Below are 23,830 nucleotides of genomic sequence, written 5' to 3' on the forward strand. Positions count from 1 at the left end.
CCGCCGTGCGGGGTCCGTCGTCCGGTGGACGGCCCGCTGGTCGAGGAGTCCGCGCCCCGTCACCCGGCCAGGGCGCGGAGCAGGCGGGCGAGCTCCGCGCGGTCGGCGGGGGCCAGCCGGGCGAACAGGTCGCGGGTGTCGGCGGCGCGGGCGGCGTCCACCTCGGCCTGCACCCGCCGACCCTCCCCGGTGGCCCGCAGCACCACGGCCCGCCGGTCGGTGGGGTCGGGGGTCCGCTCCACCAGGCCGCGGGCCTGCAGCGCGTCGGCCACCTCGGTCGCCGAGCGCGGCGCGATGTGCAGCGCCTCGGCCAGGTCGGACAGCCGGACGCCGTCGCGGTCGCCGACCACCCGCAGGGCCCGCGCGTGGTGCGGGGAGAGGTCCCACGGCGCCAGGACGTCCCGCCAGCGGCGGCGCTGCGTGCGGGCGGCCCGCACCAGCAGCTCCCCGAGCGCCGCCGGGTCGTCGTCCGCCCCCGTGGGGTGCCCGGCCATGATCCTGAGGTTACCGTATCGTGAGGTAACCTCATAGACCAGGACAGGAGGTGGCCGGCATCGACGGGACGACGACGGGCCGCGGCAGCGGCTCCGGCGGGCGCGCAGGGGGGTCCGGGCGCACCGTCGACCCCGCGGACCGGGCGCAGCTGGAGCGCGCACCGGTGCCGCTGCGCCGGGTGACGGCGCTGTTCCGCCCCTACCGCTGGCAGGTCGCGACCGTGGTCGCGCTCATCGTCGGCTCCTCGGCGGTCGCGCTGGCGACGCCGTTCCTCGTCCGGCTGGTCATCGACGAGGCCCTGCCGCGCCAGGACGTGCGGCTGCTGGTCCGGGCGGTCGCCGCCATGGTGGCCGTCACCGCGCTCACCGCCGTCCTCGGTGTCGCGCAGACCTGGCTGTCCACGACGGTCGGCCAGCGCGTGATGCACGGCCTGCGGACGGCGGTGTTCACGCACCTGCAGCGCCAGTCGCTCGGCTTCTTCACCCGCACGCGCGGCGGCGAGGTCCAGTCCCGGCTGACCCACGACATCGGCGGCATGCAGTCGGTGGTCACCTCGACGGCGACGTCCCTGGCGTCCAACGCCACGACCGTCGTCGGCACCGTGGTGGCCATGGTGGCGCTGTCCTGGCGGCTGTCGCTGCTCTCGCTGGTCGTCCTGCCGCCGGCCATCGCGCTCACCCGCAAGGTGGCGCGGATGCGCCGCGCGGTCACCGCCCAGCGGCAGCGGCACCTGGCCGACCTGCACGGCCAGGTCGAGGAGGGCCTCAGCGTCAGCGGCGTCCTGCTCGGCAAGACCCTCGGCGCCGGCCCGGCCGCCTCCCGCCGGTTCGCCGAGACGTCGCAGGACCTCGTGGGCCTGGAGGTGCGGTCGCAGCTGGCCGGGCGCTGGCGGATGGCCTCGATGAGCATCGTGTTCGCCGGCATCCCGGCGCTGGTCTACCTGTTCGCCGGACTGCCGGCGACCTCCGGCGGGATGACGATCGGCACGCTGGTCGCCTTCACCACGCTGCAGGGCGCGCTGTTCCGGCCGCTGATGGGGCTGCTCGACGTCGGCGTGTCGGTGACCAGCTCCATGGCGCTGTTCAGCCGCGTGTTCGAGTACCTCGACCTGCCGGTGGAGATCGGCGACCCGGCCGACCCGGTGGAGCTCGACCCGGCGTCGGTGCGCGGCGAGGTCCGGTGGGAGGGCGTGGAGTTCCGCTACCCCGACGGCGCCCGCCCGGCGCTGACCGGCGTCGACGTCACCGTCCCCGCCGGCAGCACGCTGGCGCTGGTCGGTCAGACCGGCTCGGGCAAGTCGACGATGGCCTCGCTGGTGGCGCGGCTGGCCGACCCGACGGCGGGCCGGGTGAGCATCGACGGCGTCGACCTGCGCGACCTGCGGCTGGCCACCCTGGCGCAGGTGGTCGGCGTGGTCTCGCAGGAGACCTACCTGCTGCACACCACCGTGCGGGAGAACCTGCGGCACGCCCGCCCCGTCGCCACCGACGCCGAGATCGAGGCCGCGGCCCGGCGGGCCCAGGTGCACGACGTCATCGCCGCGCTGCCCGACGGCTACGACACCGTCGTCGGCGCCCGCGGGCACCGGTTCTCCGGCGGCGAGAAGCAGCGGCTGGCCATCGCCCGCACGCTGCTGCGCGACCCGCGCGTCCTGGTGCTCGACGAGGCCACCAGCGCGCTGGACACCGCCACCGAGCGGGCCGTGCAGACGGCGCTGGACGAGGCCCGCCGCGGCCGGACGACGATCACCATCGCCCACCGGCTCTCGACCGTGCGGCACGCCGACCGGATCGCCGTCCTCGACGCCGGCCGGGTGGCCGAGTCGGGCACGCACGCCGAGCTGCTGGCGCGCGGCGGCCGGTACGCCGGGCTGGTCGCCGCCGGCGACCGCGACGAGGACCTCCTCGCCGCCTGACGGCCGGCCGGCTACGCCACGTCGACGGCCGCGAGGCGGACGCCGCGGAAGGCGGCCAGCCGCTCGGCCTGCTCGCCGATCGCGTCCCGGACGGCGGGCGGGAGCGGCGTCCACGGCTCGACGGCGACCCTCAGCGAGGACCCGGCCTTGCGCGGGCGCCACAGCCCGGCGAGCCCGCCGTCGGCCAGCACCGCGCCCGGCCGGCCCAGCGTCGGCCACAGCGCCTTCGCGTGCGCGGGGTCGGCCACCAGCGTCGACCGGTCGCGGGCCTGCAGGAACAGGTCGAACGGACCGAGCAGCCGGGTGACGCCGGGCGGCGGCGCCCCGAGCCGCTCGGTGTCGCCGGCCAGCAGCCAGCGCCGCTGTCCGTCGACCTCGACCTCCACGACGTCCTCCGGCCAGCGTGCCCTGACGTCCTTCACCGGCGCGTCGAGGTAGCCGGCCACGTGCTGCGGCGTGGCCGGGCCGAGCAGGTGCAGGTACGCCCGGACGACGTCGAGCCGGTCCGGGACGGTGTCCGCCGGGGCGAAGCCGGGCACCGGCTGCAGCACCGGCGGCGAGGTCCCCGGCTGCAGCTCCAGCCCGGCGCGCAGGGCCGACAGGCGGAAGGACTGCTCGTGGGCGTGGACGGCGTCGCACGGACGGCAGTAGCGCAGGTACGGCTCGTCGACGGCGTCCGCCAGCCGCCGTGACATCTCACCCTTGACCATCGGCTCGGTGACGATGCCCCGCATCGCGGTCGCGAGCGTGTCCAGCGCGGTGAGCACCGGGATGCCCGCGGCCCTGAGCGGCTTGGCCGCGTCGAACACCCGCTTGGCCGCGTCCTCCTCGGAGAACGGCGCGATGGCGGCCGCGACGGCGGGCAGGTCGGCCCGGCGGTAGAGGTGCGGGGCGCCGCGCAGCGTCCAGACGGTGGTCAGCTCCGCCGGGTCCAGCGCCCCGACGTCCACCCCGCGCAGCGCGAGCGCCCACAGCCCGCCGTCGGTCCCGGTGTCCTGCACGCCCAGGTCGAGGACGGCGGTGTCGGCGACCGTGCCGGAGTCGCGGTCCAGCTGCTGGGTGGTGACCCGGTAGGCGAGGACGTCGCGGGCGGAGGCGGTTCGCGTCACGCCGGAACCGTAGGCGCGGGGGCGGACGAGTGTGCACCTCCCGGGCTCGCGGTCCCCGTGATCACCCCGACGGGTGCACAGACGCCGGTCGCGGCGCCTAGCCTGGCGCGGTGCTCCACGGGCCGGTCACCTTCCGCCCCCTGACCCGCGCCGACCTCCCCCTCGTCACGCGCTGGCTGGAGGAGCCGGCCGTGGCCCGCTGGTGGGCGCACGAGACGACGCCGGAGGCACTGGAGGCCGACTTCGGCCCGAGCGTGGACGGCCGGGACCCGACGCAGGTGCTGCTCGCCTGCACCGGCGGCCGCCCGTTCGGGCTGGTCCAGCGGTACCGGCTGTCCGACGAGCCGGGGTACCTCGAGGAGCTGGCGCCGGTGGTCGCCGTCCCGCCGCGGGCGCTGTCGATCGACTACCTGATCGGCGAGCCCGACGTCCGGGGCGGGGGAGCGGGCACGGCGATGCTGCGCGCGTTCGTGGCCGACAGCTGGATCGCGTACCCGGACGCCGACGCCGTCCTCGTGCCGGTGGCCGCGGGCAACGTCGCGTCCTGGCGGGCGCTGGAGAAGGCGGGGTTCACCCGCGTGGCCGAGGGGCCGCTGACGCCGGACAACCCGATCGACCCGCCCGACCACGTCGTCTACCTGCTGCGCCGGCCGGGCGACGGCTGAGCCGGCCGCGCTGTCGTTGCTCGCCGTGGTCGGGGCGCCGCCGGGGATCGACCGGGTGCCGGTCAGCGCCACCGTCGCGCCGGTCCCCGTCGCCACCGCACCCACCGCGCGGAGCGTGCCCCGCAGCAGCGCCGACGCCAGGGCGGGGTTCACCGCGGGACGCCCGCGGCGGCGAGCAGGCCGTCGCGGACGGAGGGGAACCCCGGTGCCCAGCCGGTGGCGGTCCGCAGCCTGCGGTTGCTGACCCGTTGCGACCGGACCAGCGACCCGGCCGCCCCGCCGGCCAGGACGGCGGCGCGTCCCGGGAGCGAGAGCAGCGGCCGCCGGCCGACCGCCTCGCCCAGCGCGGCGGCGTAGTCGCGGCGGGTCACCGGCTCGTCGTCGACGACGTCGTACAGCCCCGCCGGCGCGTCGAGCGCGGCGACCACGGCCGAGGCGGCGTCGGCCAGGTGGATGGAGGACAGGTAGGCCCGCGGCGGGCCTGCGACGAAGGCGGTGCGCCGGCGGGCCAGGCGCAGCAGCAGGTCGGTGTGGCCCGACCCCGGCCCGTAGAAGAGCCCGAAGCGGAGCACCACGCTGTTCCCGACGCCGCGTGCGTTCGCCTCCGCGGCGAGGTTGGCCTCGGCGAGGGGGAACGGATCGGGTGCGACGTCCTCGTCGATCCACTCGGCTCCGCGGTCCGGGTAGAGGAAGGTGATCGACTCCTGGACGAGGCGGCCGACCCCGGCCGCCCGGACCGCCGCGGCGACCGCGGCCGAGCCCTCGCGGCGCACCCGCTCGTTCGCCGCCCAGGCCGACGCGCGCAGGAACGTCGACGGCGTGGGGATGGCGGTGGCGAGGTTGGCGACCGCGTCGTGCCCCGCGACCGCCTCCGTCAGTGCCGCCCGGTCGAACAGGGACACCTCGCTCGGGACGGCGCCCAGCGCGGCCAGGCCCCTCGCCTTCTCCGGCGTCCGCGCCAGCGCGGTGACCTCGTGCCCGGCGGCGAGCAGCGCCGGGACGACGTGCCCCCCGATGGCCCCGGTGGCACCCGTGACGAACACCCGCACGTCGACTCCTCCCGCTGGTGGGGCGTGACCCTAGCCACCGGCGTCGGGGAGGATCCCGCCGTATCGCGTACCGGGCCCGCCTCCCTGGCCGTCACCGCGCACGGGCCGCGGGACGCCCCGACCGTGGTCCTGCTGCACGGGTCGGGGACCAGCGGCTGGATGTGGGAGCGGCTCGTCCCGTTCCTGGACGGCGACCTGCACCTCCTCGTGGTCGACCTGCCCGGGCACGGCGGCAGCAACGCGGTCCCGTGGGTGTCGCTCGACGACACCGCGGCGGCCGTCGCCGAGGTGGTCCGCACCCGCGCCCACGGCGGGAGGGCGCACGTCGCGGGCCTGTCGCTGGGCGGCTACGTCGCCACGGCGCTGGCCGCCCGCCGAGCCGGGCTGCTGACCGGCGCCCTGGTGAGCGGCGTCAGCGTCCCGCCGTTCCCGCACCCGCGGCGGATGCGGCTCGCGGGACGTCTCGTGGCGCCGTTCGTGACGACGGGTCCGGTGCTGCGGGCCGACGCCCGCGCGCTGCGGGTGCCGGCCGAGGACCTCGACGGCCACGTCCGCGCGGCGCGCACGCAGGCGCCCGGCGAGTTCCTGCGGGTGGGGTCCGAGCTGGCCGGTCACGGCGTCCCGGACGGCGCCGCCACCTCCGACGCCCGCGTGCTCGCGGTCGCCGGGGAGCGGGAGCACGCCCTCGTCCGGTCGTCGCTCCCCGTGCTCGCCGGGGCCTTCCCGCACGGCCGGGCGCGGGTGGTCCCCGGCGTCGGGCACGCCTGGAACGGCGAGGCGCCGGGACTGTTCGCCGACGCCCTCCGCGCCCACACGGCCGGCCGGCCGCTGCCGCCCGCGCTCGTCGAGCCGTAGGGACGGGAGCCGCCCGGCGGGCGCGCTCAGGCGGGGAGCAGTCCCGGGTCCGGCGCGCGGACGGTCCGGAGGACGGCGGGCGGCACCGGCAGCAGGGACTCCGGCGGGCCGGGGCGGCCGAGGAACCAGCCCTGGCCCAGGTCGACGCCCAGGCCGCGCAGCGCCGCGGCCTCCTCGGCGGTCTCGATGCCCTCGGCGACCACGGTGACGCCGCAGCCGTGACCGAAGGTCACCAGCGACTCGACCAGCTTGCTCAGCACCGGGTCGGTGTGCAGGCCGCTGACGATGCTGCGGTCCATCTTGATGACGTCGGGGTCGGTCACCACGATGTGCCGCAGCGAGGAGAAGCCGGCGCCGACGTCGTCGATGGCCAGCCGCATCCCGGCGGCACGGAAGGGCAGCAGGGCACTGCTCAGCGCGTCGTAGTCCTCGACCGGGTCGTGCTCGGAGAGCTCGAGGAGCACCCGCGGCAGCGGCAGGGTGTGCAGCAGCGCGGAGAACTCCGGCGTCAGCAGGGTCTGCGGCGAGACGTTCATGGCCACGTAGCCCTCGACCGTGGCCAGGTGCTCGGCGGCCCGGCGCAGGGCCAGCAGCTCGACCTCGTGCCCGCGGCCGATGCTGTGCGCCTCCTCGAAGACGACGTCGGGGCCCTTGCCCCAGTCGGCCGGGAAGCGGCTGAGCGCCTCGGCGCCGACGCGGTCCCCGGTGGCCAGGTCGACGATCGGCTGCAGGACGACGGTCGGGCCGCCGGAGGCGACCAGCGGGTCGAGCCGGCCGTCGATCGCGTCGCGGCGCTGCTGGGCGCGCAGCTGGGGCTCGATGATCACCGAGGCGGCCGACGCCAGGACCTTCATCAGGGCCTCGTCGCGCTCGTTGAGCTCCTTGTCGGAGGTGAAGCCGAAGGCGCAGAAGGTGCCGTAGAGGCTGCCGTCCGACAGCGTGACCGGCGTCGAGACGTAGCTGCGGATCCGCGGGATGCGCGCCGAGGGCAGCGACATCGCCAGCGGGTGCGCCTTCACGTCGCTGATGACGGCGGGCAGCTCCCCGTCGAGGATCTTCTGGCAGAACGACGTCTCCTGGGCGACCTTCGCGCCCTCCTGGACGAGCACCGGCACGCGGGTGTCGACGACCTCCAGGTGCTGGGTGGTGCCGTCCATGCGCGTCAGGAACGCCACGGGCATGTGCAGTGACTTCCGCGCCGTGTGCAGCAGGTCGGCGACCTGCTGCTCGGCGTCGGTGCGCTTCCTGGCCATCGGTGTGCTCCCGTCGGAGGTGTGCCACCTCTCTCGACACCGGAGCCGCACGACTGGACCGGTCGCCACCCGGTCCCACCCGGACGGGTGGGACGTCCTGGGGTCACCCCCCGGGGTGAAGACGCCGGGGGCCGCTCCCGCTGCTGAGAGGGGCCCGCGGCGGTCAGGGGATCAGTACCAGTTGTTGGCCTGGAAGTGGTTCCAGGCCGCGCAGGGGCTGCCGTACCGGTTCTCGATGTAGATCAGGCCCGCGTCGACCTGCCGGTACGGGTCCGAGGTCTTGGCGATGCCGGTGGAGGCCCAGGTGGAGTCGAGGAACTGGGCGATGCCGTACGCGGTGCTGGTGGGGTTCTGCGCGTTCGGGTTCCACCCGCTCTCGGCCTCCCAGAGCTGCTCGAGGCAGCCGAACTGGGTGGCGTCGCCGCCGAGCTGGTCGAGTGCGTAGTCCTTGTACGCCTGCTCGCCGGTGGCGGCGGGTGCCGGCGCGGGTGCCGGCGCAGGAGCCGGTGCCGGTGCCGGTGCGGGCGCCGGGGCCGGTGCCGGTGCGGGAGCAGGCGCCGCCGCCTCGGGCGCGGGGGCGGGCGCGCCGCGCCCGTCCCGGCCGCCGTCCCAGGTCGAGGCGGACCCGCCGCCACCCCACCGGGGCTCGTCGGCCTGGGCGACCGACTGCCCGGCGAAGGTGAAGGCCAGGGCCATGGCCCCCGTGGCGGTCAGCAGGTGCAGGGCCCGGCGACGCGGCCGGGCGTCGCCGGCGGTGTGCTCGGCACGGGTGTCCTCGACGTGCGTGCGTGCGTGCATGGAGACGTCCTCACTGCAGGGGCGGTCGCCGTGGGACGGCGCCGCGACGGTCGGGATGTGCTGCGGCACGTGGCCGCGTCGGGCAGGGCTCGGCATCCGGGCGTGCGGCACCGGCCGGACACCGGGGTCCGGCTGAGGGCGCCGTGCGACGGCTGGCTGGCTCAGGTGGGCAGGCGGGAGCGCGACGGTCCCGGACCTGGACGCGCGGGGCTCGGCCCCGGGCGTGGCTGTACTCCGTTCTCCCCTGGCCGCCTACCGGGTGAGCTGACGGGTTCGGGCTGGGAGTGCCCTACCCGCTCCCGGCGGGACCGGGAGCGGGACTCACCCCGGTGGTACAGGTGGGTCCCCGGCTCGCACCGCGAGGTGCGACTCGGCGGCATCCGTCGGGGGCTCCCCGGGTGGGAGCCAGGTGACCGGCCGGACGCGGAAACGCTAAGGACGGGACCGGTCCGTGACAATCTCGTGACCTGAATCGGACCACCGCACGCCGCGACGAGCCGACGCCACGCCCAGGATCGCACCGGGAACGTCACCCTCCGCGATCGTCGGCACCCCGACGCGCGGCGACCGCCGGGTCCCTGGGGTCCCGGCGGTCGCCGTGTGGTGGAACGCGGATCAGCTCGGCCGCGGCGGCCCGCCCCGGAAGTCGGCAGCGGGGTGCTGGTCGGAGATGAGCCCGAGCACGTTGCCGAAGGGGTCGAGCACGGCCGCGCTGACCACCGGCCCGTGCGGCGTGACCGGGATGTACTCCTTGGCGCCCATCGACGCGAGCCTCTCGAGGACGGCGTCGAGGTCGGCGACGTCCCAGTGCCCGACCGCACCACCCGGTTCCAGCGCCGCGCCCGGCGGGGCCGTGGCGCGGGCGGCGATGGCCAGCCGGGTCCGCTCGTCGATGCTGAACGCGGCGTAGCCCAGCCGCCCGCCGGGACCGGGCCGGGTGAAGCTCGGCCCCGAGCCCAGGAGCTCGGTGTACCAGGCCGCGGCCGCGGCCACGTCCTCGGCCCAGTAGGTGATCGACGCGATCCTGCGCAGGCTCACGGTCTGCCCTCCCTCGTCGTCACCGTCAGTCCCCCGGCGCCCAGTCCGGGGCCGTCCAGCGGTGGAACACCCGGGCCACCGAGTCGCGCGGGCTCTGCCACGTCTCCGGGCGGTACGGGCTGACGTAGGGGGCGAGGGCGGCCATGACCTTGGCGAAGGCCGGCCGCATCGACTCGTGGTTCTGCCGCACGGCCGCCGCCTTGGCCCGGTCCTGCTCCAGGAGGTGCACGAAGACGTCCTCCATCGAGTACAGCCAGCGGCCGGTCACGCCCGTCTCCGTGGGCAGGTCGCCGGCGTCGGACTCGGCGAACACCCGGGCGATCTCGGCCTCGCTGCCCGGCTTCATCCGCTGGACGATGACGGTCATCTCCCGGTCGGGGGAGACCTCGCCCTCGGGCACCCAGGTGTAGAAGTGCTTCGCCACGGAGTGCGACGGGTTCTCCCAGTAGCTGGGGTAGGGCGTCACGTACGGGGCGATGGCCTCGGCGATGGCCTGGAACGCCGGCAGGCCGCGGCGCTGCCCGGAGACCTCCGGGTCCTCCTTGCGCTCGATGACGTGCAGGTACAGGCCCTCGTACGAGAGCAGGGCCCGTCCGACGACGCCGAGGTCCTGCGGCCGGGTGGTCCGGTCGTAGTACGCGAACACCGGCCCGACCTCGTCCTCGCTGCCGGGGGCCATCCGGCAGACGATGACGTTGCGGAACGGGCGCCACGTGGCCGAGGACCAGCTCGCGGGCGTCGAGACCGTGTTCGTGAACTCGACCGTGTCGTTGGCCCAGGGCGCCTCCGTGGGCGTCGTCGAGGCGTCGGCCGCGGGATCGGCCGACGGAGTGGCCGAGGGAGTGGCCGAGGGGGCAGGCGGGGTCATGGTGTGCCTCCTGTAGCGGGGGTGGGGGTGAAGCGCAGCGGCAGCTCGAGCAGCCCGCGGAAGGCGGAGGCCGCCGGGAGCCACTGCAGGTCCTCGACGGGGACGTCGAGGCGCAGGTCGGGGAGGCGGACGAGGATGCGCCGCAGCGCGGTCGTCGCCTCCAGCCGGGCCAGGGCGGTGCCCAGGCAGTAGTGGATGCCGTGACCGAAGGCCAGGTGCGAGGTGGGGCCCCGGCTCAGGTCGAGCTCGTCCGGGTCGGGGACCAGCGCCGGGTCGTGGTTGGCCGCGCTGAGCACGATGGTGACGATCGAGCCCTCGGGGATCCGGACCCCGCCGATCTCGAGGTCCTCGGTGGCGAAGCGGAAGCTCGACACCGGCACCGACCCGTCGAAGCGCAGCAGCTCCTCGACGGCGTCCGGGATCCGGGAGGGGTCGGCCAGCAGCTCGGCCAGCTCCTCGGGGTGGGTCAGCAGCGCGACGACGGCGTTGCCGAGGAAGTCCGACGTCGTCTGGTAGCCGGCGAACAGCAGCAGGAAGGCGCTGGAGACCAGCTCGGCCTCCGAGAGCCGGCCGTCCCCGTCGCGGGCGGCGATGAGGGCGCTGACCAGGTCCTCCCCGGGCTGCTGGCGCTTGGTCGCGACCAGGCCGGTGAAGTAGGCGTGCAGCCGCGACTGGGCCTGCCCGATCGCCGCCCGGTCCTCCTGGGGACTGCGCCCGCCGGTGCCGACGGTCCGGATGACCTGGGTGCCGGCCAGGATCTCCTCGTGGTCGGACTCGGGGATCCCGAGCAGGTCGCCGATCACCGCCAGCGGCAGCCGGAGGGCGAAGTCGTCCACGAAGTCGGTGGAGCCGCGCGGCGCCATCCGGTCCAGCAGGCCCTCGACGATCTGCTCCACGCGGGGCCGCATCGCCTCGATGCGCCGCGGGGTGAACGCCTGGGTGACCAGGCGGCGCAGGCGGCTGTGCTCCGGCGGGTCGGAGTTGAGCATGTTGGTGTTGATCTGCCGCGCCTTCTCGCCGAACACCGCCAGGTAGGTGTCACCGGCGCGGTACAGGTCCTTGGACAGCCGCGGGTCCGACAGCGCCTGCTTGGCGTCGTCGTAACGGGTGACCAGGAAGGAGTCGAAGCGCGGCGTCCGCACCTTCACCACCGGGCGCTCGGCACGCAGCCGGGCGTAGACCGGGTAGGGGTCGGCGCGGAACTCCGGGGTGTAGATCTCCGCGCCGGGGACGACGTCGTCCGCCGTGCCCGGGGCCGGTTGTGCGGTCCGTGTCATGGGTCCCCCTGGGGGTGCGGTGGTTCCGGAGCGCTGCCGCTGCGGCAGCGCGGGAGGTGGGCCCGGTGCGCGTCCGGGCCGGTGGTCACTGGGCGTCGAAGACCCCGGCGAGGTGGTCGAGGAGCGCGGTCTCGGTCACCGGGCGGGTGCGGAAGCCGACGTGGCCGTCGGGGCGGACGAGGTAGGCCGCCGTCCCGGAGCCGCCCACGCCGTAGGCGGCCGCGAACGCCCGGTCGGCGTCGCGGACCACCGGCAGGTCGACCAGCAGCGGCAGGCGGGCGCCGGGGTCGGCCACGAGGTAGGCGTCGACCTCGCCGCGGGTCTGCTGGCGCACGGTGGTGGCCAGCTTCTCCAGGGCGAGCACCTCCTCCTCCGAGGCGCCGGCGTCGGCGTGCAGCAGCAGCGTCGACCGGGGGCCGCGGGTCAGGTCGAACAGGCGCAGCGGGTGGGCGACGCCGAAGCGCCGCAGGCCGTGCACGTCCGGCGCCCGGTGCCCGGGCTCGGGCCCGCCCGGGAAGGCCTCCCCGCCCGGCGCCTCGCCGACCAGGGGACTGCCGGCGTAGTTCATGGTCATCTGCATCTCGAGCAGGAACTGCGCCTTCTCGTCCTCCATGTCCATCTCGTCGGTGAACGCGATGGACACGGCCCGGTCGACGATCATCTTGCCGGCGGGACGGCGCTCGGCCTCGTAGCTGTCCAGCAGGCCGGGCGCGGCCAGCCCGCGGACGGTGAGGGCGAGCTTCCAGCCGAGGTTCCAGGCGTCCTGGATCCCGGTGTTCATGCCCTGCCCGCCCGCGGGCGGGTGCAGGTGCGCGGCGTCCCCGGCGACGAAGACCCGCCCCTCGCGGTAGCGGTCGACGATGCCGTGCTTGATCCGGAAGATCGACGACCAGCGCAGGTTGCTCGCCGTCGTCCCGGGCGGGCCCAGGTCGTCGATCGCGGCCTGCATGTCAGCGAGCGTCGGGGGCTCGTACTCCTGCCAGAACCCGGGCGGGACGACGCCGGAGCCGACCGCGTCCTGCCACCGCTGGGGGGCCAGGGTCGCGATCCGGTAGCGGTTGCGGCCCTTGAGGGGCACGCAGACGAGCATCCCGGTGAAGTCGTCGTCGTTCTCGATCCGCACGAAGCGCACCAGGTGCCCGGCCGGCAGGTCCCAGTCGACGTCGACGTCCCCGAGCATGAACAGCTGGGGGAACATCGACAGCCCGCCCTCGAAGGACAGCCCCAGCCCGGACCGGACGGCGCTGTGCGCCCCGTCGCAGCCGACCAGGTACTGCGCCCGGGTGGTCTCCAGCTCGCCGGAGGCGTGCCGCAGCCGGGCGGTGACGCCCTCGTCGTCCTGGGTGAAGCCGGCCAGCTCGACGCCGCGCTCGACGACCACGCCGTGGGAGGCCAGCTTGGCGCCGAGGATCCGCTCGGTGTCGTACTGCGGCAGCCCGAGGTGGGCGTAGGGCAGCTCGTCGAGGCCGGCCCAGTCGACCTGGTGGGTCTGCTCGCCGTTGACGAACACCGTCTGGCCGTACAGCCAGATGCCGGCGTCCATCGCCTCCTTGACGATGCCCTGCTCCTCCCAGATCTCCATCGTCCGGCAGTGGATGCCGATCGCCTTGTCCGCCTGGGTGGACGCCTGGGGCCGCTTGTCGACGACGCGGACGGCGATGCCGCGGCGGGCCAGCTCGATCGCGTGGGTCAGGCCGGCCGGGCCGGCGCCGACCACGAGCACCTCGACCGCCCGTCCGGGGGCGCGGGAGACCTCCCCCGGGTCGGACGGTGCCGCCGCGGCGGGCAGGTGCCCGTCGTCCGGCTTCTCCACGAACTCCTGCACGCTGGCGCTGGGCACCGTGCCGACGGGGACCGGCCCGGTGCCGGCGGCCGGTTCCCCGGACAGCTGCACCGGCCGCCCGGCCAGCACCTCCAGGTCCGGCTCCGGCGCCACGGGCACGCCGTCGGGGACGGCGGCGTCGAGGGCGGCCGGTCGCCGCGCGGGCTCGGGCACCGTGCCGGCCGCGGCGGCCACCGACGGCGGCTCGGGCCGCACGCGCAGCGCGAAGACCCTGCGGTCCTCACCCCTCGCCAGCCACCGGCCCAGCGGCCCGGCGGCCCAGTTGGCCGGTTCCGCCACCCAGTCGGTGAAGCGCTGCTCGGAGTCCCACTCGGCGACGACGTGGTAGCGCCGCCCGTCGGGCTCGCGCAGCAGCTCCTCGCGGGCGTGGCCGGGAGCCCTGCGGGCGAGCTGCGCGGCGGCGAGGTAGGCGAGCTCGAAGGCCTCCTGCTCCCAGGGCTCGACGGCGACGGCGCTGTCGACGCGCACCCGCTCCACCTCGACGTCCCCGCCGGGGGAGAGCAGCGGCGGGAAGTCCGCGTCCGCGTCCGGCCGCTGGCGGATCTCCAGCACCTCGCGCCGGAACTCCACCGAGTGCCACCGGGCCAGCGGTGCGCCGGCGGCCATGTGGGACGGGTCCTCGACCCACTGCACGAAGTCGTCCTCGGACTCCCACTCCGCGAAGATGTGGTAGCGCAGGCCGTCGCGCAGCAGCTCCTCGCGCACGTACCCGCGCGAGTCCCCGATCCGCTCGGTGACGGTCCTGTACGCGCGCTCGAAGGCCACCTGCTCGCCCGGCTTCACGCTGGTGGAGAAGTCGATGCGCACCGGCCGCCGCCGCTCGGCCTCCACCGTGGCCAGCACGGTGAAGGTCGAGCGGGTGGCGTCCTCGCGCAGGTCGCGCAGGGCCTCGGTGAGCGTCTCCCGGGCGGCACTGCGCCCGAAGGCGTCCACCGACGCCCGGTCGGTCCAGTCGCTGCCGATGGCGAACCAGCGCGGGTCGCCCTCGTCGCGCATCAGCTCCTGGCGCAGGTTGCCGGGGACCCGGGCGATCTCCGCGGCGGCCCGGTGCCAGGCCGCCTCGAACTCCGCCTCGCAGCCCTCCCGCGCGCGCATCCGCAGGACGGTGCGCACCACGGCCCGGTCACCCGGCCCGGTCGCCGGACTCGTCATGCGGGTGCCTCCTCCGGCCGGCCCGCGCCCGGGACGACGGCCAGCACCTCGTAGGTGTTGCGGGCCGCGTCCTCGCGCAGGTCGCGCAGGGCCTCGGTGAGCGTCTCGCGGGCGCTGCTGCGGCCGAAGGCGTCGACGGCGGCCCGGTCGGTCCAGTCGCTGGTGATGACGAACGTGCGCGGGTCGTCGGCGTCGCGGACGAGCTCCTGCCGCAGGTTGCCCGGCACGTGGGAGATCTCGGCGGCGGCCCGGCGCCAGGCGGCCTCGAACGCCTCCTCGCAGCCCTCCCGGGTCCGCATCCGCAGCATGGTCCGGATGCCGGCGTCCCCGGCCGTCACGCCCCCTCCTCGTAGCCGTGGTGCCGGCGCAGGACGAGGCTGCTGTTGAAGCCCCCGTACCCCCGGGCGAGGACGACGACGACCTCGAGGTCGCGCTCGCGCACCTCGCGGACCAGGTCCAGCCCGTAGGCCTCGACCGGCTCGTCGAGGTTGCCGGTGGCCGGGATCCGCCCGTCGCGCATGGCGAGCAGGGCGGTCGCCACGTTGAGCGCCGACCCGCCGGCCATCAGCCGCCCGGTCCAGCTCGACGGCGCGGTCACCGGCACGCTGCGCTCGCCGAACACGGTGGTGACGGCCTGCGCCTCCAGCGCGTCGAGCTCGGGGACGCCGGCGCCGTCGGCGACCACCAGGTCGACGTCCTCCGGCGACACCCCGGCGTCGGCCAGCGAGATCCGGATGGCCCGCGCGTACTGGGTGGCGTCGGGAGCGGCGTCCTCGTGGTGGTGGGCGTCGTGCGTGGCGCCGTAGCCGACCACCTCGCCCCACACGTGCCGCGCACCGCGGGCGCGGGCGGCGTCGGCCTCCTCGACCAGCAGGATGGCGCCGCCCTCGCCGATGGCGTGGCCGTTGGCCCGCCGGTCGAAGGGCTTGTAGGCGTCCTCCGGGCGGGTGGCGGTGGACAGCCGCCCGCTGGTCGCCTGGCACAGCAGCGCGTACGGCGTCACGCCGGCCTCGGTGCCGCCGACGAGCACGGCGGGGGTGCCGCGGCGCACCACGCGCCGCGCCCAGCCGATGCTGTCCAGGCCGCCGGCGCCCTCGCTGACGACGACGCCCGAGGGGCCCTTGTACCCGTCGCGGATGGACACCTGGCCGGTGCTGGCCGCGTAGAACCAGGCGATCGACTGGTAGGCGCCGACCGAGCGGGGTCCCTTCGCCCACAGCCCCTGGATCTCGTGCTGGCTGAACTCGTTGCCCCCCGAGCCGGCGGCCAGGAAGGTCGAGGTCGCGTAGGCCTCCTCGGGCGGCACGTAGCCGGCGTCCTCGGCGGCCAGGGTGGCCGCCGCCAGCGACATCCAGGTCCAGCGGTCGGTCTGCACCTTGAGCTGCGAGGCGACGAACCGGTCGGGGTCGAAGTCGCGCACCTGCCCGGCCAGCGTGATGCCGTACAGCGACGGGTCGAACCCCTCGATCGGGCGCACCTGCAGCTCCCCGCGCAGCAGCGACTGCCAGTGCTCCTCGACGCCGATGCCGCTGGGGGCGACGACGCCGATGCCGGTGACCAGCAGCCGCGCCGTGCGGCCCCGCCGGTCCGGGGTGATGGCCCGACCCGTCGGGGCGGTCTCGCGGGCGGGGCCGGCCACCTCCGCGACGACCCCCTCCTCGCTGAGGACGGTCGGCTCGGTCACGGCGCCCTCCGCTGTCACGGTGCCCTCCGGTGTCACGGTGCCCTCCGCCGTCACGAGGCCCTCCTGTCGGGCTTGGCCAGCACGATGGCCGACTGGAACCCGCCGAAGCCGCTGCCCACCGAGACGGCGACGTCGACCTTGTGGTCGCGGGCGACCTTGGGCACGTAGTCCAGGTCGCACTCGGGGTCGGGCACCTCGTAGTTGGCCGTCGGCGGGACGACCTGGCGCTGCACGGCCAGGGCGGTGGCGGCGATCTCGATGGAGCCGATCGCGCCGAGGGAGTGCCCGACCATCGACTTCAGCGAGCTCATCGGCACCTTGTAGGCGGCCTGGCCGAGGCTCAGCTTGACCGCGGCGGTCTCGTGCCGGTCGTTCTGCTTGGTCCCCGAGCCGTGCGCGTTGACGTAGCCGACCTCGTCGCCGTCGATCCGCGACTGGGCCAGCGCCTGGTCGAGCGCCTCGGCCATCTCCACGCCGTCGGGACGCAGCCCGGTCATGTGGAAGGCGTTGCAGCGGTTGGCGTAGCCGGTGACCTCGCAGTAGATCTCCGCGCCGCGCCGCTGGGCGTGCTCGAGCTCCTCCAGGACCAGCACCGCGGCGCCCTCGCCCATCACGAAGCCGTCGCGACGGGCGTCGAACGGCTTCGAGGCGTGCTCGGGGTCGGCGTTGTTGGCGGTGGTCGCGCGGATGGTGTCGAAGCAGGCCATCGAGATCGGCGAGATGGGCGCGTCGCTGGCGCCGGCGATCACGACGTCGGCGTCGCCGTCCTCGACCAGCTGGCTGCCGTAGCCGATCGCGTCGATGCCCGAGGTGCACCCGGTGGAGACCACCGTCGCCGGGCCCTGCGCCCGGAAGCGCACCGCGAGCTCCGTGGCCCCGCAGCTGGGCACGAGGGCGTGGTGCAGGAACCGCGAGGCGTAGCGCGGGTCGACCAGCCAGTGGCTGCCGGCGTCGCTGACGTTGACGTACTCGTTCTCCAGCCGCATGGTCGCGCCGACGGCGGTGCCGAGAGTGACCCCGACCCGCTCGGGCTCCGGCGCGTCCGGTGCGTCGCCGACGCCCAGCCGCAGCCCGCTGTCGGCGACCGCCTCGTCGGCGGCGACCATCGCGAACTGGACGAAGCGGTCGTTGCGGTACACCTCGTGGGCGCTCAGGCCGAGGTCCCGCGGGTGGAAGTCCACCTCGGCGGCCACCTGCGACCGGAAGCGGCTGGGGTCGAAGAACGTGATCCGCCGGGTCGCCGTCCGCCCCGCGGTGATCATGTCCCAGAACGCCTCGCGGCCGACGGAACCCGGCGCGACGACGCCGATCCCGGTGACGACGACCCGCCGCCTGTCGGCGCTCACCGCACGCCCGGGGGGAGCTCGGTGTCGACGTGGCCCAGCTCCGGCCGCGGCGCCAGGGGGCCGCACAGGAAGACGAAGAAGGCCGTCGTGGCGGTGTCGTTGACGATCCGGTGCTTCACCCCGATGGGGATGTGGACGGCGGACTCGGCGGTCAGCCGCCGCTCCTCGCCGTTCAGGGTGACCAGGACGTCCCCGCTCTGGCAGTAGAGGAACTCCTCCGAGTACGGGTGCCAGTGCTCGGTGACGATCTCGCCCGGCTCGAGGGTGAGCGTGCCCATGAAGCCGGCGGTGGAGCCGACGCTCGTGGGCGAGAGCAGGACGCGGATGTCGCCGCCGCGCCGGCGGTTGGGCGGCGCCTCCGCACGGGACACCGTGGGCCCGATGCGCACGGCGGACGGGGCGTGCTGGATGGTGGTCATGTCTTCCCTCCGGTGGGGGCCGGGCCCGCGGTCGCGGGCTCCGGTCGGTCGGTCGGCAGCGGTGCGCCGGGTCCCGCGGCGAGCTGCACGGGGAGGTCGGGGCGGACCTGGCGGACCAGGGGGCCCAGGACGGGGACGGGCCCGATCTCGACGACGGCGGTCGCACCGGCGTCGGTCAGCGCGCGGCAGGTGGCCTCCCACTGCACCGGCGAGGTCAGGTGGTCGCGCAGGCACCGGGCCAGCTGGTCGGGGTCCCGGGTGGGCCGGCCGGCGGCGTTGGGCACCACCGGCACGTCGGGCACGGACCACTCGAGGTCGGCGAACGCCGGGGCGAGGTGCCGGGCGACCGGCTCCATGAGCGGGCCGTGGCAGGCGGCCCGGCCCGGCAGCCGGACCATGTCCAGCCCGGCGGCGAGCACGGCCTCCCGCGCGCGGGCCAGCTCCTCGCAGGTGCCCGAGAGCAGGACCTGCGCGGGCCCGTCCCACGACGCCACCGACAGCGTGCCGGTGCCGCCGAGGTCCGCGACGACGGCGCGGGCGACGTCCCCGGCGCCCGCGCCGACGACGGCGGACATGCCCGCGCACGACGGGCGCGGCGACAGCGCGAGCAGCTCGGCGCGCCAGTGGACGAGCTCGACGACCTGGTCGAGCGGCAGGGCGCCGGCGGCGACCAGGGCGGCGTACTCGCCCACGCCGTGCCCGGCGACGACGACCGGCCGCAGGCCGCGGGCGGCGAGGCTGCGGTAGCCCGCGACCCCGCTGACCACGACCTCGACGTGCGCCGCCACCGGGTCGGAGAGGTTGAGCGGGTCGCGCCACCACTCCGCCACGTCGCGCCCGACCACCGCGGAGGCCTCGGCCACCACGTCCCGGGCCGGCTCCTCGCTGAGCCAGGCGTCGACCGTGCCGGCGAGGGCGCCGCTCTCGCCCGCGACGACGACGGCGACCCCGGGACGGACGTTCACGTCGTCGGTCCCGAGCGCCCGGCGGCGGCCTCCACCTTGTCCTTGATGACGGCCATCTGGATCTTGGAGTTGCCGTTGATCCGCTCGGTCATGCCCGCGGTGTCGATCGGCGCCTCGGGACGCATCCGGAAGTCCTGGATCCAGTTCATCCGGGTGCCGCTGCCCTCGGGGGCGTAGGTCCACCGGATGTCCATGAACTCGAACGGCCCGGGCTCGACCCGGCGGGCCTTCACCTCGCGGGCCGCCGGGTCGAGCGTGCGCTCGGACACCCAGCTCCAGACCCGCCCGGCCTCGTCCGGGTGCATCGTGAGCCGGAACTTGAAGTACGTGTCGGTCGACTCGAGGATCTCGACCTCGGCGTACTCGGTGAACAGGTCCGGCCACGAGGGCAGGTCGTTGGTCATCTGCCAGACGTGGTCGATCGGGGCGTCGATGTGGATGGAGTTCTCGGTGTGCCCGGCGGTCTGCGTGCCCGGTTCGGTGGTGCTGCTCACGGGGGTCCCTCCTCGGGAGGTGGTCGGTGGTGGCGGGGACGGGGGCGGCTTCCCTGGAGGGCCCCGCCGCGAGCGTGCGGGCGGTGGGGAGCAGGGAGGTCCTTCCTCAGGCCATCCCGGCCGGCCGCGAGAGCGCGGCGTTGACCGTGGCGACGATGTCGCCGAGCGTGTGGTCGTCCGGGTTCTCGCTGGACATCTCGGCGCCGAAGCGCTCCTGCAGCTCGGTCTGCATGGACAGGAAGGCCAGCGAGTCCAGGCCGATGTCGGCGAAGTGCGCGTCCGGGTCGGTGGTGTGCGCGCTCTGCGGCAGGCCCGTCTTCTCGCTGAGCAGGGCCATCAGGTCGGCGAGAGTGAAGGTCGTGTCTGACACGGGATCTGTCCTTCCGTTGGGGTGGGGCTGTCCGGCCGGGTCGGTTCGGCCGGTGTCTGGACGAGCTGGAGGGAGCCGCGCGCGGTCGGCAGGCCGGGCGCGAGGGAGTCGGAGAGGTCCGCCGCGGAGGCGAGGACCTCGGGCAGCGCCCGGTCGAGGAACTGGACGTCGTGGCGGTCGGCGACGACGTCGGGGTCGCGCAGCAGCGCCCGGTGCAGGGCGATGGTGGTGTGCACGCCGGGGCCCTCGACCCGCATCTCGGCCAGCGCCCGGTCCATGCGGCGGATGGCCTGGTCGCGGTCGGGCGCCCAGACGACGAGCTTGCCGAGCAGCGAGTCGTAGTCGGGGCTGACCGTGTCGCCCTGGCGGTAGCCGGTGTCGAAGCGGGTCCACGGCCCGTCGGGCACCTGCAGGACGTCGAGGCGGCCCGGTGCCGGCGCGAAGCCGCGGGTGGGGTCCTCGGCGTTGATCCGGCACTCGATCGCCGCGCCGCGCGGGACGACGTCCTCCTGCCGGAACGGCAGCCGCCGGCCGGCGGCGACGAGGATCTGCTCACGGACGAGGTCGATGCCGGTGAGCAGCTCGGTGACCGGGTGCTCGACCTGGATCCGGGCGTTCATCTCCATGAAGTAGGCGGCGCCGGAGCCGTCGACCAGGAACTCCATCGTCCCGGCGCCGGTGTAGCCCACCGACAGCGCGCCGTGGACGGCGAGCCGGCCGAGCTCGGTCCGCTGCTCGGGCGTGAGGTGGGCGGCCGGGCCCTCCTCGAGCAGCTTCTGGTGCCGCCGCTGCAGGGAGCAGTCCCGCTCGCCGAGGGACACGCCGTTGCCGTGGCTGTCGCAGAGGACCTGCACCTCCACGTGCCGCGCCCGGGGGAGGTAGCGCTCGACGTAGACGGTGGGGTCGCGGAACACCGCGCGGGCGGTGGCGCGGGTGGCGGTGAACGCGTAGTCGAAGTCGCGCTCGGCCGACACGACGGTCATGCCCCGGCCACCGCCCCCGGCCGCGGCCTTGATGATCACCGGGTAGCCGATCCGCGCCGCGATCTGCCGGCCCTCCTCGGCCGTGCGGACCGGCTCGACGACGCCGGGCAGCAGCGGCAGGCCGGCGTCGGCCATGAGCCGGCGCGCGGTCGCCTTGTTGCCCATCTGCTGCATGACCGCCGGCGGCGGGCCGACGAAGGTCAGCCCCTCGGCGGCGCAGATCTCGGCGAAGTCGGGGTCCTCGGAGAGGAAGCCGTAGCCGGGGTGGATCGCGTCGGCGCCGGAGCGCAGCGCCGCCTCGACGATGTTCGGCACGTGCAGGTAGCTGCGCCGGGGCGCGGGTGGACCGATGTGCACGCTCTCGTCGGCGAGCGCGACGACGGCGGAGTTCCGGTCCGAGGTCGAGTGGACGGCGACCACCTCGACGCCCAGCTCGCGGCAGGCCCGCGCGATGCGGACGGCGATCTCCCCGCGGTTGGCGATGAGCAGGCGGCTGATCACCGGACCCACCCCGCCGGCCGCAGGCGCAGCAGGACCTGGTCGTACTCCACCGACTCGGCGTCGGCCACGAGGACCTCGGCCACCACGCCGGCGTCGTCCACCACGATGGGGTTCATCAGCTTCATCGCCTCGACGATCCCGACGGTCTGACCGGGCTCGACCTCGTCACCCACGCGGACGAACGGGTCTGCTCCCGGCGACGGCGCCGCGTAGAAGGTGCCGACCAGGGGCGACCGGACGGCGGTGGTGCCCTCCGCGGCGTCGGCGGCCGCGTCGTCCGGGTCGTTCGGGTCCGCCGCGCCGGCGGCCGCGGACCGGGCGGGGGACGCGGCCGCCGGCCGGGCGACCCCGGTGGCGGCCGGCTCGGGCGCCCACTCGACCTCGATCGCGCGGTCGCCGTCGCGCACGGTGAGCCGGCGCAGCTCGCCGGGCAGGGCGCGGGCGAGGGCGACGACCTCGTCGCGCAGGTCGGTCTCCGGCGCCGGGCCCGGTGCGCCGGTGCGGGGGGTGAGCTCGCTGGCGGACACCATCAGCTCCCCACCGGCTGCAGCGCCCGGGCGTCGTCCCCGCCGATGCGCGACAGCCGCCGGAAGCGGGTGTCGAGCAGCGTGGCCACGTCCAGCCGGCAGACGTCGTCGAGCTCGCGGATGAGCGCCCCGCGCAGCAGGCGGGCTGCGGCGGCGGGGTCGGTGTGCGCCCCGCCCGGGGGCTCGGGCACCACCGCGGTGGCGATCCCGGAGGCCTGCAGGTGGGCCGCGCCCAGCCGCATCGCGCGGGCGGCGGTCGGTGCGGCCACCGCCGTCCGCCACAGGATGGCAGCGCACCCCTCGGGGCTGATGACCGACAGGTAGGCGTTCTCCAGCACCAGCAGCCGGTCGGAGGTGCACAGCGCCAGCGCACCGCCGCTGCCGCCCTCGCCGGTGACCGCGGCCACGACCGGGACCCGCAGCCGGCTGCTGCGCATGATCGTCTCGGCGATGGCGTGCGACTGGCCGCGCTCCTCGGCCTCCGGCCCCGGGTGGGCGCCGGGGGTGTCGACGAGGGTCACGACCGGCAGGCCGAAGGTCTCGGCGTGGTCGAACAGCCGCATGGCCTTGCGGTAGCCCTCGGGGTGCGGCATCCCGAAGTCCCGGGCCACCCGCTCGCGGACGGTGTGCCCCTTCTCGTGGCCGATGACGACGACCGTGCGGCCGCCGATCGAGGCCACTCCGCCGACGACCGCGCGGTCGTCGGCGAAGGCGCGGTCACCGTGCAGCTCGATGAAGTCGTCGAAGGCCGTGTGCAGGTAGTCCAGCGTCGTGGGCCGCTCGGTGACCCGCGCCCGCTGCACGACGTCCCAGGGGTCGGCCCCCTCGCCGGCGCCGTCGGCGGTCCGGTCGTCGTCGGTCCCGTCGGTCGCCTCCTCGGTCGCCCCGGGTGCTGCGGCGTCGGGCGGGCCGTCGTCCGCCGGCTCCCCGGTGCCGGCCGCGTGCAGGGCGAGCAGGCGCACCAGCAGCGGACGGATCTCCCCGCGGCTCTCCACGCGGTCGACCAGCCCGTGGGCCAGGAGGAACTCGGCGGTCTGGAAGTCGGGGGGCAGCTCGGCGCGGATCGTCTCCTGCACCACGCGCGGGCCGGCGAAGCCGACGTGTGCGCCGCGCTCGCCGACCAGGACGGACGCCAGGGTGGCGAAGGAGGCCGACACGCCGCCGTAGGTGGGGTCGGTGAGCACGCACACCGAGAGCAGCCCGGCCTCGCGCAGCCGGCCGAACGCCTGGCTGACGCGGGCCATCTGGAACAGGGAGAACACGCCCTCCTGCATGCGGGCCCCGCCGCTGGCGCAGACGCACACCAGGGGCAGGCCCCGCTCGAGGGCGAGCTCGGCGGCTCCGCTGATCCGGCGGCCGACCTCGACGCCCATGCTGCCGCCGAGGAAGGCGAAGTCCATGACGGCGACGACGGTCTCGGCGCCTCCGATGCGCGCGGTGCCGACGACGACGGCCTCCGACTCGCCGGAGCGGCGCGCGGCCTCCTCCAGCCGGTCGGGGTAGTCGCGCAGGTCGCTGAAGGACAACGGGTCGGGCTCGCCGGGCGGGAACGCGGCCTCGTCGAAGCTGCCGGGGTCGACGAGCAGGTCGATGCGGGCCCGCGCGCTCAGCCGGAGGTGGTGGTCGCACTCGGGACAGACGTTGAGGTCCCGGTCGAGCCGCCGCCGGTAGAGCAGCCACCCGCAGGCCGGGCAGGAGACCCAGCCCGCCTGTCCGGGCGGAGCCGGGACGGCCGGGGCCGGGGTCGCGGACGAACGTGTCATGGCGTGCCTCCTGTCCACCCGTGCGTGATCACTCGGGGGACGCCGTCCAGTGGTAGAAGCGCTGCGCCATCGCGTCCTGCGGTGAGCGCCAGTTCGGGTCGTAGGCCTCGATGTAGGGCCGCAGTTCCTCGCTCACCGAGCGGAAGGACGGCAGCGACTGGGCGATGCGCATCGCCTCCGGCGCGGGCCGGTCGAAGTCGATGAGGTGCACGTAGAGCTCGTGGAAGCGGTAGAGCGAGCGGGCTCGCACCCCGATCTCGTGCGGCATCGACGTGGCGTCGGAGCGGCCGAAGATGTCGGCCACCGTGTCGGCGTCGGCCGGCGCCATCTTCGCGATGATCATCGTCTGGTGCACGGGTTCTCCAGCGTCGTCACGGCCCTGGGAGGGCGGAGGGGGTACCGACGACGCTAGGTCGGCGCACCGGCCCTGGACACCGGCCATCCGTCGCCTTCGCGGGCAG

23 protein-coding genes and 1 riboswitch are annotated in these 23,830 nt (G+C 75.5%); of the genes, 3 read left to right on the top strand and 20 right to left on the bottom strand.

Annotation, left to right across the window (positions count from 1 at the left end; all coding sequences use genetic code 11):
* Nucleotides 1–59: 59 nt before the first annotated feature.
* Nucleotides 60–494: a MarR family winged helix-turn-helix transcriptional regulator gene (locus JOD57_RS12895; RefSeq protein ID WP_204692387.1), complete on the bottom strand. Its 435-nt coding sequence runs from the start codon at nucleotides 492–494 to the stop codon at nucleotides 60–62.
* Nucleotides 495–544: 50 nt separating this feature from the next.
* Here JOD57_RS12895 and JOD57_RS12900 point away from each other — a divergent pair, with 50 nt between their 5' ends.
* A complete protein-coding gene (locus JOD57_RS12900; RefSeq protein WP_307824657.1) occupies nucleotides 545–2,410 on the top strand; it encodes an ABC transporter ATP-binding protein in 1,866 nt (621 codons plus the stop codon).
* Between the two features lie 11 nt (nucleotides 2,411–2,421).
* Here the strand turns inward: JOD57_RS12900 and JOD57_RS12905 are convergent, their stop codons facing one another.
* Entirely contained in the window at nucleotides 2,422–3,519 is a 1,098-nt protein-coding gene (locus tag JOD57_RS12905; RefSeq protein WP_204692388.1) for a winged helix DNA-binding domain-containing protein, read from the bottom strand.
* A gap of 110 nt (nucleotides 3,520–3,629) precedes the next feature.
* Here JOD57_RS12905 and JOD57_RS12910 point away from each other — a divergent pair, with 110 nt between their 5' ends.
* Complete coding sequence (locus JOD57_RS12910; RefSeq protein WP_204692389.1) at nucleotides 3,630–4,184, top strand: GNAT family N-acetyltransferase; 555 nt, start codon at nucleotides 3,630–3,632, stop codon at nucleotides 4,182–4,184.
* A gap of 149 nt (nucleotides 4,185–4,333) precedes the next feature.
* On the opposite strand, the gene JOD57_RS12915 is transcribed toward JOD57_RS12910, so the two are convergent.
* Complete coding sequence (locus tag JOD57_RS12915) at nucleotides 4,334–5,233, bottom strand: NAD-dependent epimerase/dehydratase family protein (protein WP_204692390.1); 900 nt, start codon at nucleotides 5,231–5,233, stop codon at nucleotides 4,334–4,336.
* A gap of 123 nt (nucleotides 5,234–5,356) precedes the next feature.
* Between JOD57_RS12915 and JOD57_RS12920 the strand changes: the two genes are divergently transcribed.
* Entirely contained in the window at nucleotides 5,357–6,088 is a 732-nt protein-coding gene (locus tag JOD57_RS12920) for an alpha/beta fold hydrolase (RefSeq protein WP_204692391.1), read from the top strand.
* A 26-nt stretch (nucleotides 6,089–6,114) separates the two neighbouring features.
* Here JOD57_RS12920 and JOD57_RS12925 read toward each other — a convergent pair whose 3' ends face one another.
* From JOD57_RS12925 to JOD57_RS13005, 17 genes are all read right to left on the bottom strand, one after another.
* Nucleotides 6,115–7,341 (bottom strand): EAL domain-containing protein, encoded by a 1,227-nt coding sequence (locus tag JOD57_RS12925; protein ID WP_204692392.1) that lies wholly within the window; start codon nucleotides 7,339–7,341, stop codon nucleotides 6,115–6,117.
* A gap of 171 nt (nucleotides 7,342–7,512) precedes the next feature.
* Nucleotides 7,513–8,139: an aggregation-promoting factor C-terminal-like domain-containing protein gene (locus tag JOD57_RS12930; protein WP_239568433.1), complete on the bottom strand. Its 627-nt coding sequence runs from the start codon at nucleotides 8,137–8,139 to the stop codon at nucleotides 7,513–7,515.
* 234 nt (nucleotides 8,140–8,373) lie between these two features.
* Nucleotides 8,374–8,525, bottom strand: a riboswitch (cyclic di-AMP (ydaO/yuaA leader).
* Nucleotides 8,526–8,754: 229 nt separating this feature from the next.
* Nucleotides 8,755–9,177 (bottom strand): VOC family protein, encoded by a 423-nt coding sequence (locus tag JOD57_RS12935; RefSeq protein WP_204692394.1) that lies wholly within the window; start codon nucleotides 9,175–9,177, stop codon nucleotides 8,755–8,757.
* A gap of 25 nt (nucleotides 9,178–9,202) precedes the next feature.
* Nucleotides 9,203–10,045, bottom strand: coding sequence for a TcmI family type II polyketide cyclase (locus JOD57_RS12940; protein ID WP_204692395.1), 843 nt, complete (start codon nucleotides 10,043–10,045; stop codon nucleotides 9,203–9,205).
* A complete protein-coding gene (locus tag JOD57_RS12945) occupies nucleotides 10,042–11,322 on the bottom strand; it encodes a cytochrome P450 family protein (protein WP_204692396.1) in 1,281 nt (426 codons plus the stop codon). Before JOD57_RS12945 ends, JOD57_RS12940 begins: the two co-directional genes overlap by 4 nt.
* A gap of 85 nt (nucleotides 11,323–11,407) precedes the next feature.
* The gene (locus JOD57_RS26300) at nucleotides 11,408–14,317 is read right to left on the bottom strand and encodes an FAD-dependent monooxygenase (protein ID WP_204692397.1); all 2,910 of its coding nucleotides are present in this window, start codon (nucleotides 14,315–14,317) and stop codon (nucleotides 11,408–11,410) included.
* Complete coding sequence (locus JOD57_RS12955; RefSeq protein ID WP_307824658.1) at nucleotides 14,314–14,655, bottom strand: putative quinol monooxygenase; 342 nt, start codon at nucleotides 14,653–14,655, stop codon at nucleotides 14,314–14,316. Before JOD57_RS12955 ends, JOD57_RS26300 begins: the two co-directional genes overlap by 4 nt.
* A complete protein-coding gene (locus JOD57_RS12960) occupies nucleotides 14,652–16,001 on the bottom strand; it encodes a beta-ketoacyl synthase N-terminal-like domain-containing protein (protein WP_204692398.1) in 1,350 nt (449 codons plus the stop codon). Before JOD57_RS12960 ends, JOD57_RS12955 begins: the two co-directional genes overlap by 4 nt.
* A 50-nt stretch (nucleotides 16,002–16,051) precedes the next feature.
* Nucleotides 16,052–17,347 carry a beta-ketoacyl-[acyl-carrier-protein] synthase family protein gene (locus JOD57_RS12965; protein ID WP_204692399.1) on the bottom strand — a complete coding sequence of 432 codons (1,296 nt, stop codon included), beginning with the start codon at nucleotides 17,345–17,347 and terminating at the stop codon, nucleotides 16,052–16,054.
* A complete protein-coding gene (locus JOD57_RS12970) occupies nucleotides 17,344–17,766 on the bottom strand; it encodes a cupin domain-containing protein (RefSeq protein WP_204692400.1) in 423 nt (140 codons plus the stop codon). Before JOD57_RS12970 ends, JOD57_RS12965 begins: the two co-directional genes overlap by 4 nt.
* Entirely contained in the window at nucleotides 17,763–18,731 is a 969-nt protein-coding gene (locus tag JOD57_RS12975; protein ID WP_204692401.1) for an ACP S-malonyltransferase, read from the bottom strand. Before JOD57_RS12975 ends, JOD57_RS12970 begins: the two co-directional genes overlap by 4 nt.
* The gene (locus tag JOD57_RS12980) at nucleotides 18,728–19,225 is read right to left on the bottom strand and encodes an SRPBCC family protein (RefSeq protein ID WP_204692402.1); all 498 of its coding nucleotides are present in this window, start codon (nucleotides 19,223–19,225) and stop codon (nucleotides 18,728–18,730) included. The genes JOD57_RS12975 and JOD57_RS12980 overlap by 4 nt, the downstream gene beginning before the upstream one ends.
* Nucleotides 19,226–19,331: 106 nt before the next feature.
* Nucleotides 19,332–19,595, bottom strand: coding sequence for an acyl carrier protein (locus JOD57_RS12985; RefSeq protein ID WP_204692403.1), 264 nt, complete (start codon nucleotides 19,593–19,595; stop codon nucleotides 19,332–19,334).
* Nucleotides 19,562–21,079 (bottom strand): acetyl-CoA carboxylase biotin carboxylase subunit, encoded by a 1,518-nt coding sequence (locus tag JOD57_RS12990; RefSeq protein ID WP_307824659.1) that lies wholly within the window; start codon nucleotides 21,077–21,079, stop codon nucleotides 19,562–19,564. Before JOD57_RS12990 ends, JOD57_RS12985 begins: the two co-directional genes overlap by 34 nt.
* Nucleotides 21,076–21,609, bottom strand: coding sequence for an acetyl-CoA carboxylase biotin carboxyl carrier protein (gene accB, locus JOD57_RS12995; RefSeq protein ID WP_239568438.1), 534 nt, complete (start codon nucleotides 21,607–21,609; stop codon nucleotides 21,076–21,078). Before accB ends, JOD57_RS12990 begins: the two co-directional genes overlap by 4 nt.
* Nucleotides 21,609–23,369 (bottom strand): acetyl-CoA carboxylase carboxyl transferase subunit alpha, encoded by a 1,761-nt coding sequence (accA, locus tag JOD57_RS13000; protein WP_204692404.1) that lies wholly within the window; start codon nucleotides 23,367–23,369, stop codon nucleotides 21,609–21,611. The genes accB and accA overlap by 1 nt, the downstream gene beginning before the upstream one ends.
* A 28-nt stretch (nucleotides 23,370–23,397) precedes the next feature.
* The gene (locus JOD57_RS13005) at nucleotides 23,398–23,724 is read right to left on the bottom strand and encodes a TcmI family type II polyketide cyclase (RefSeq protein ID WP_204692405.1); all 327 of its coding nucleotides are present in this window, start codon (nucleotides 23,722–23,724) and stop codon (nucleotides 23,398–23,400) included.
* Nucleotides 23,725–23,830: the final 106 nt, after the last annotated feature.

Origin of the sequence: Geodermatophilus bullaregiensis (assembly GCF_016907675.1) — a bacterium.
GTDB classification, from domain to species: domain Bacteria; phylum Actinomycetota; class Actinomycetes; order Mycobacteriales; family Geodermatophilaceae; genus Geodermatophilus; species Geodermatophilus bullaregiensis.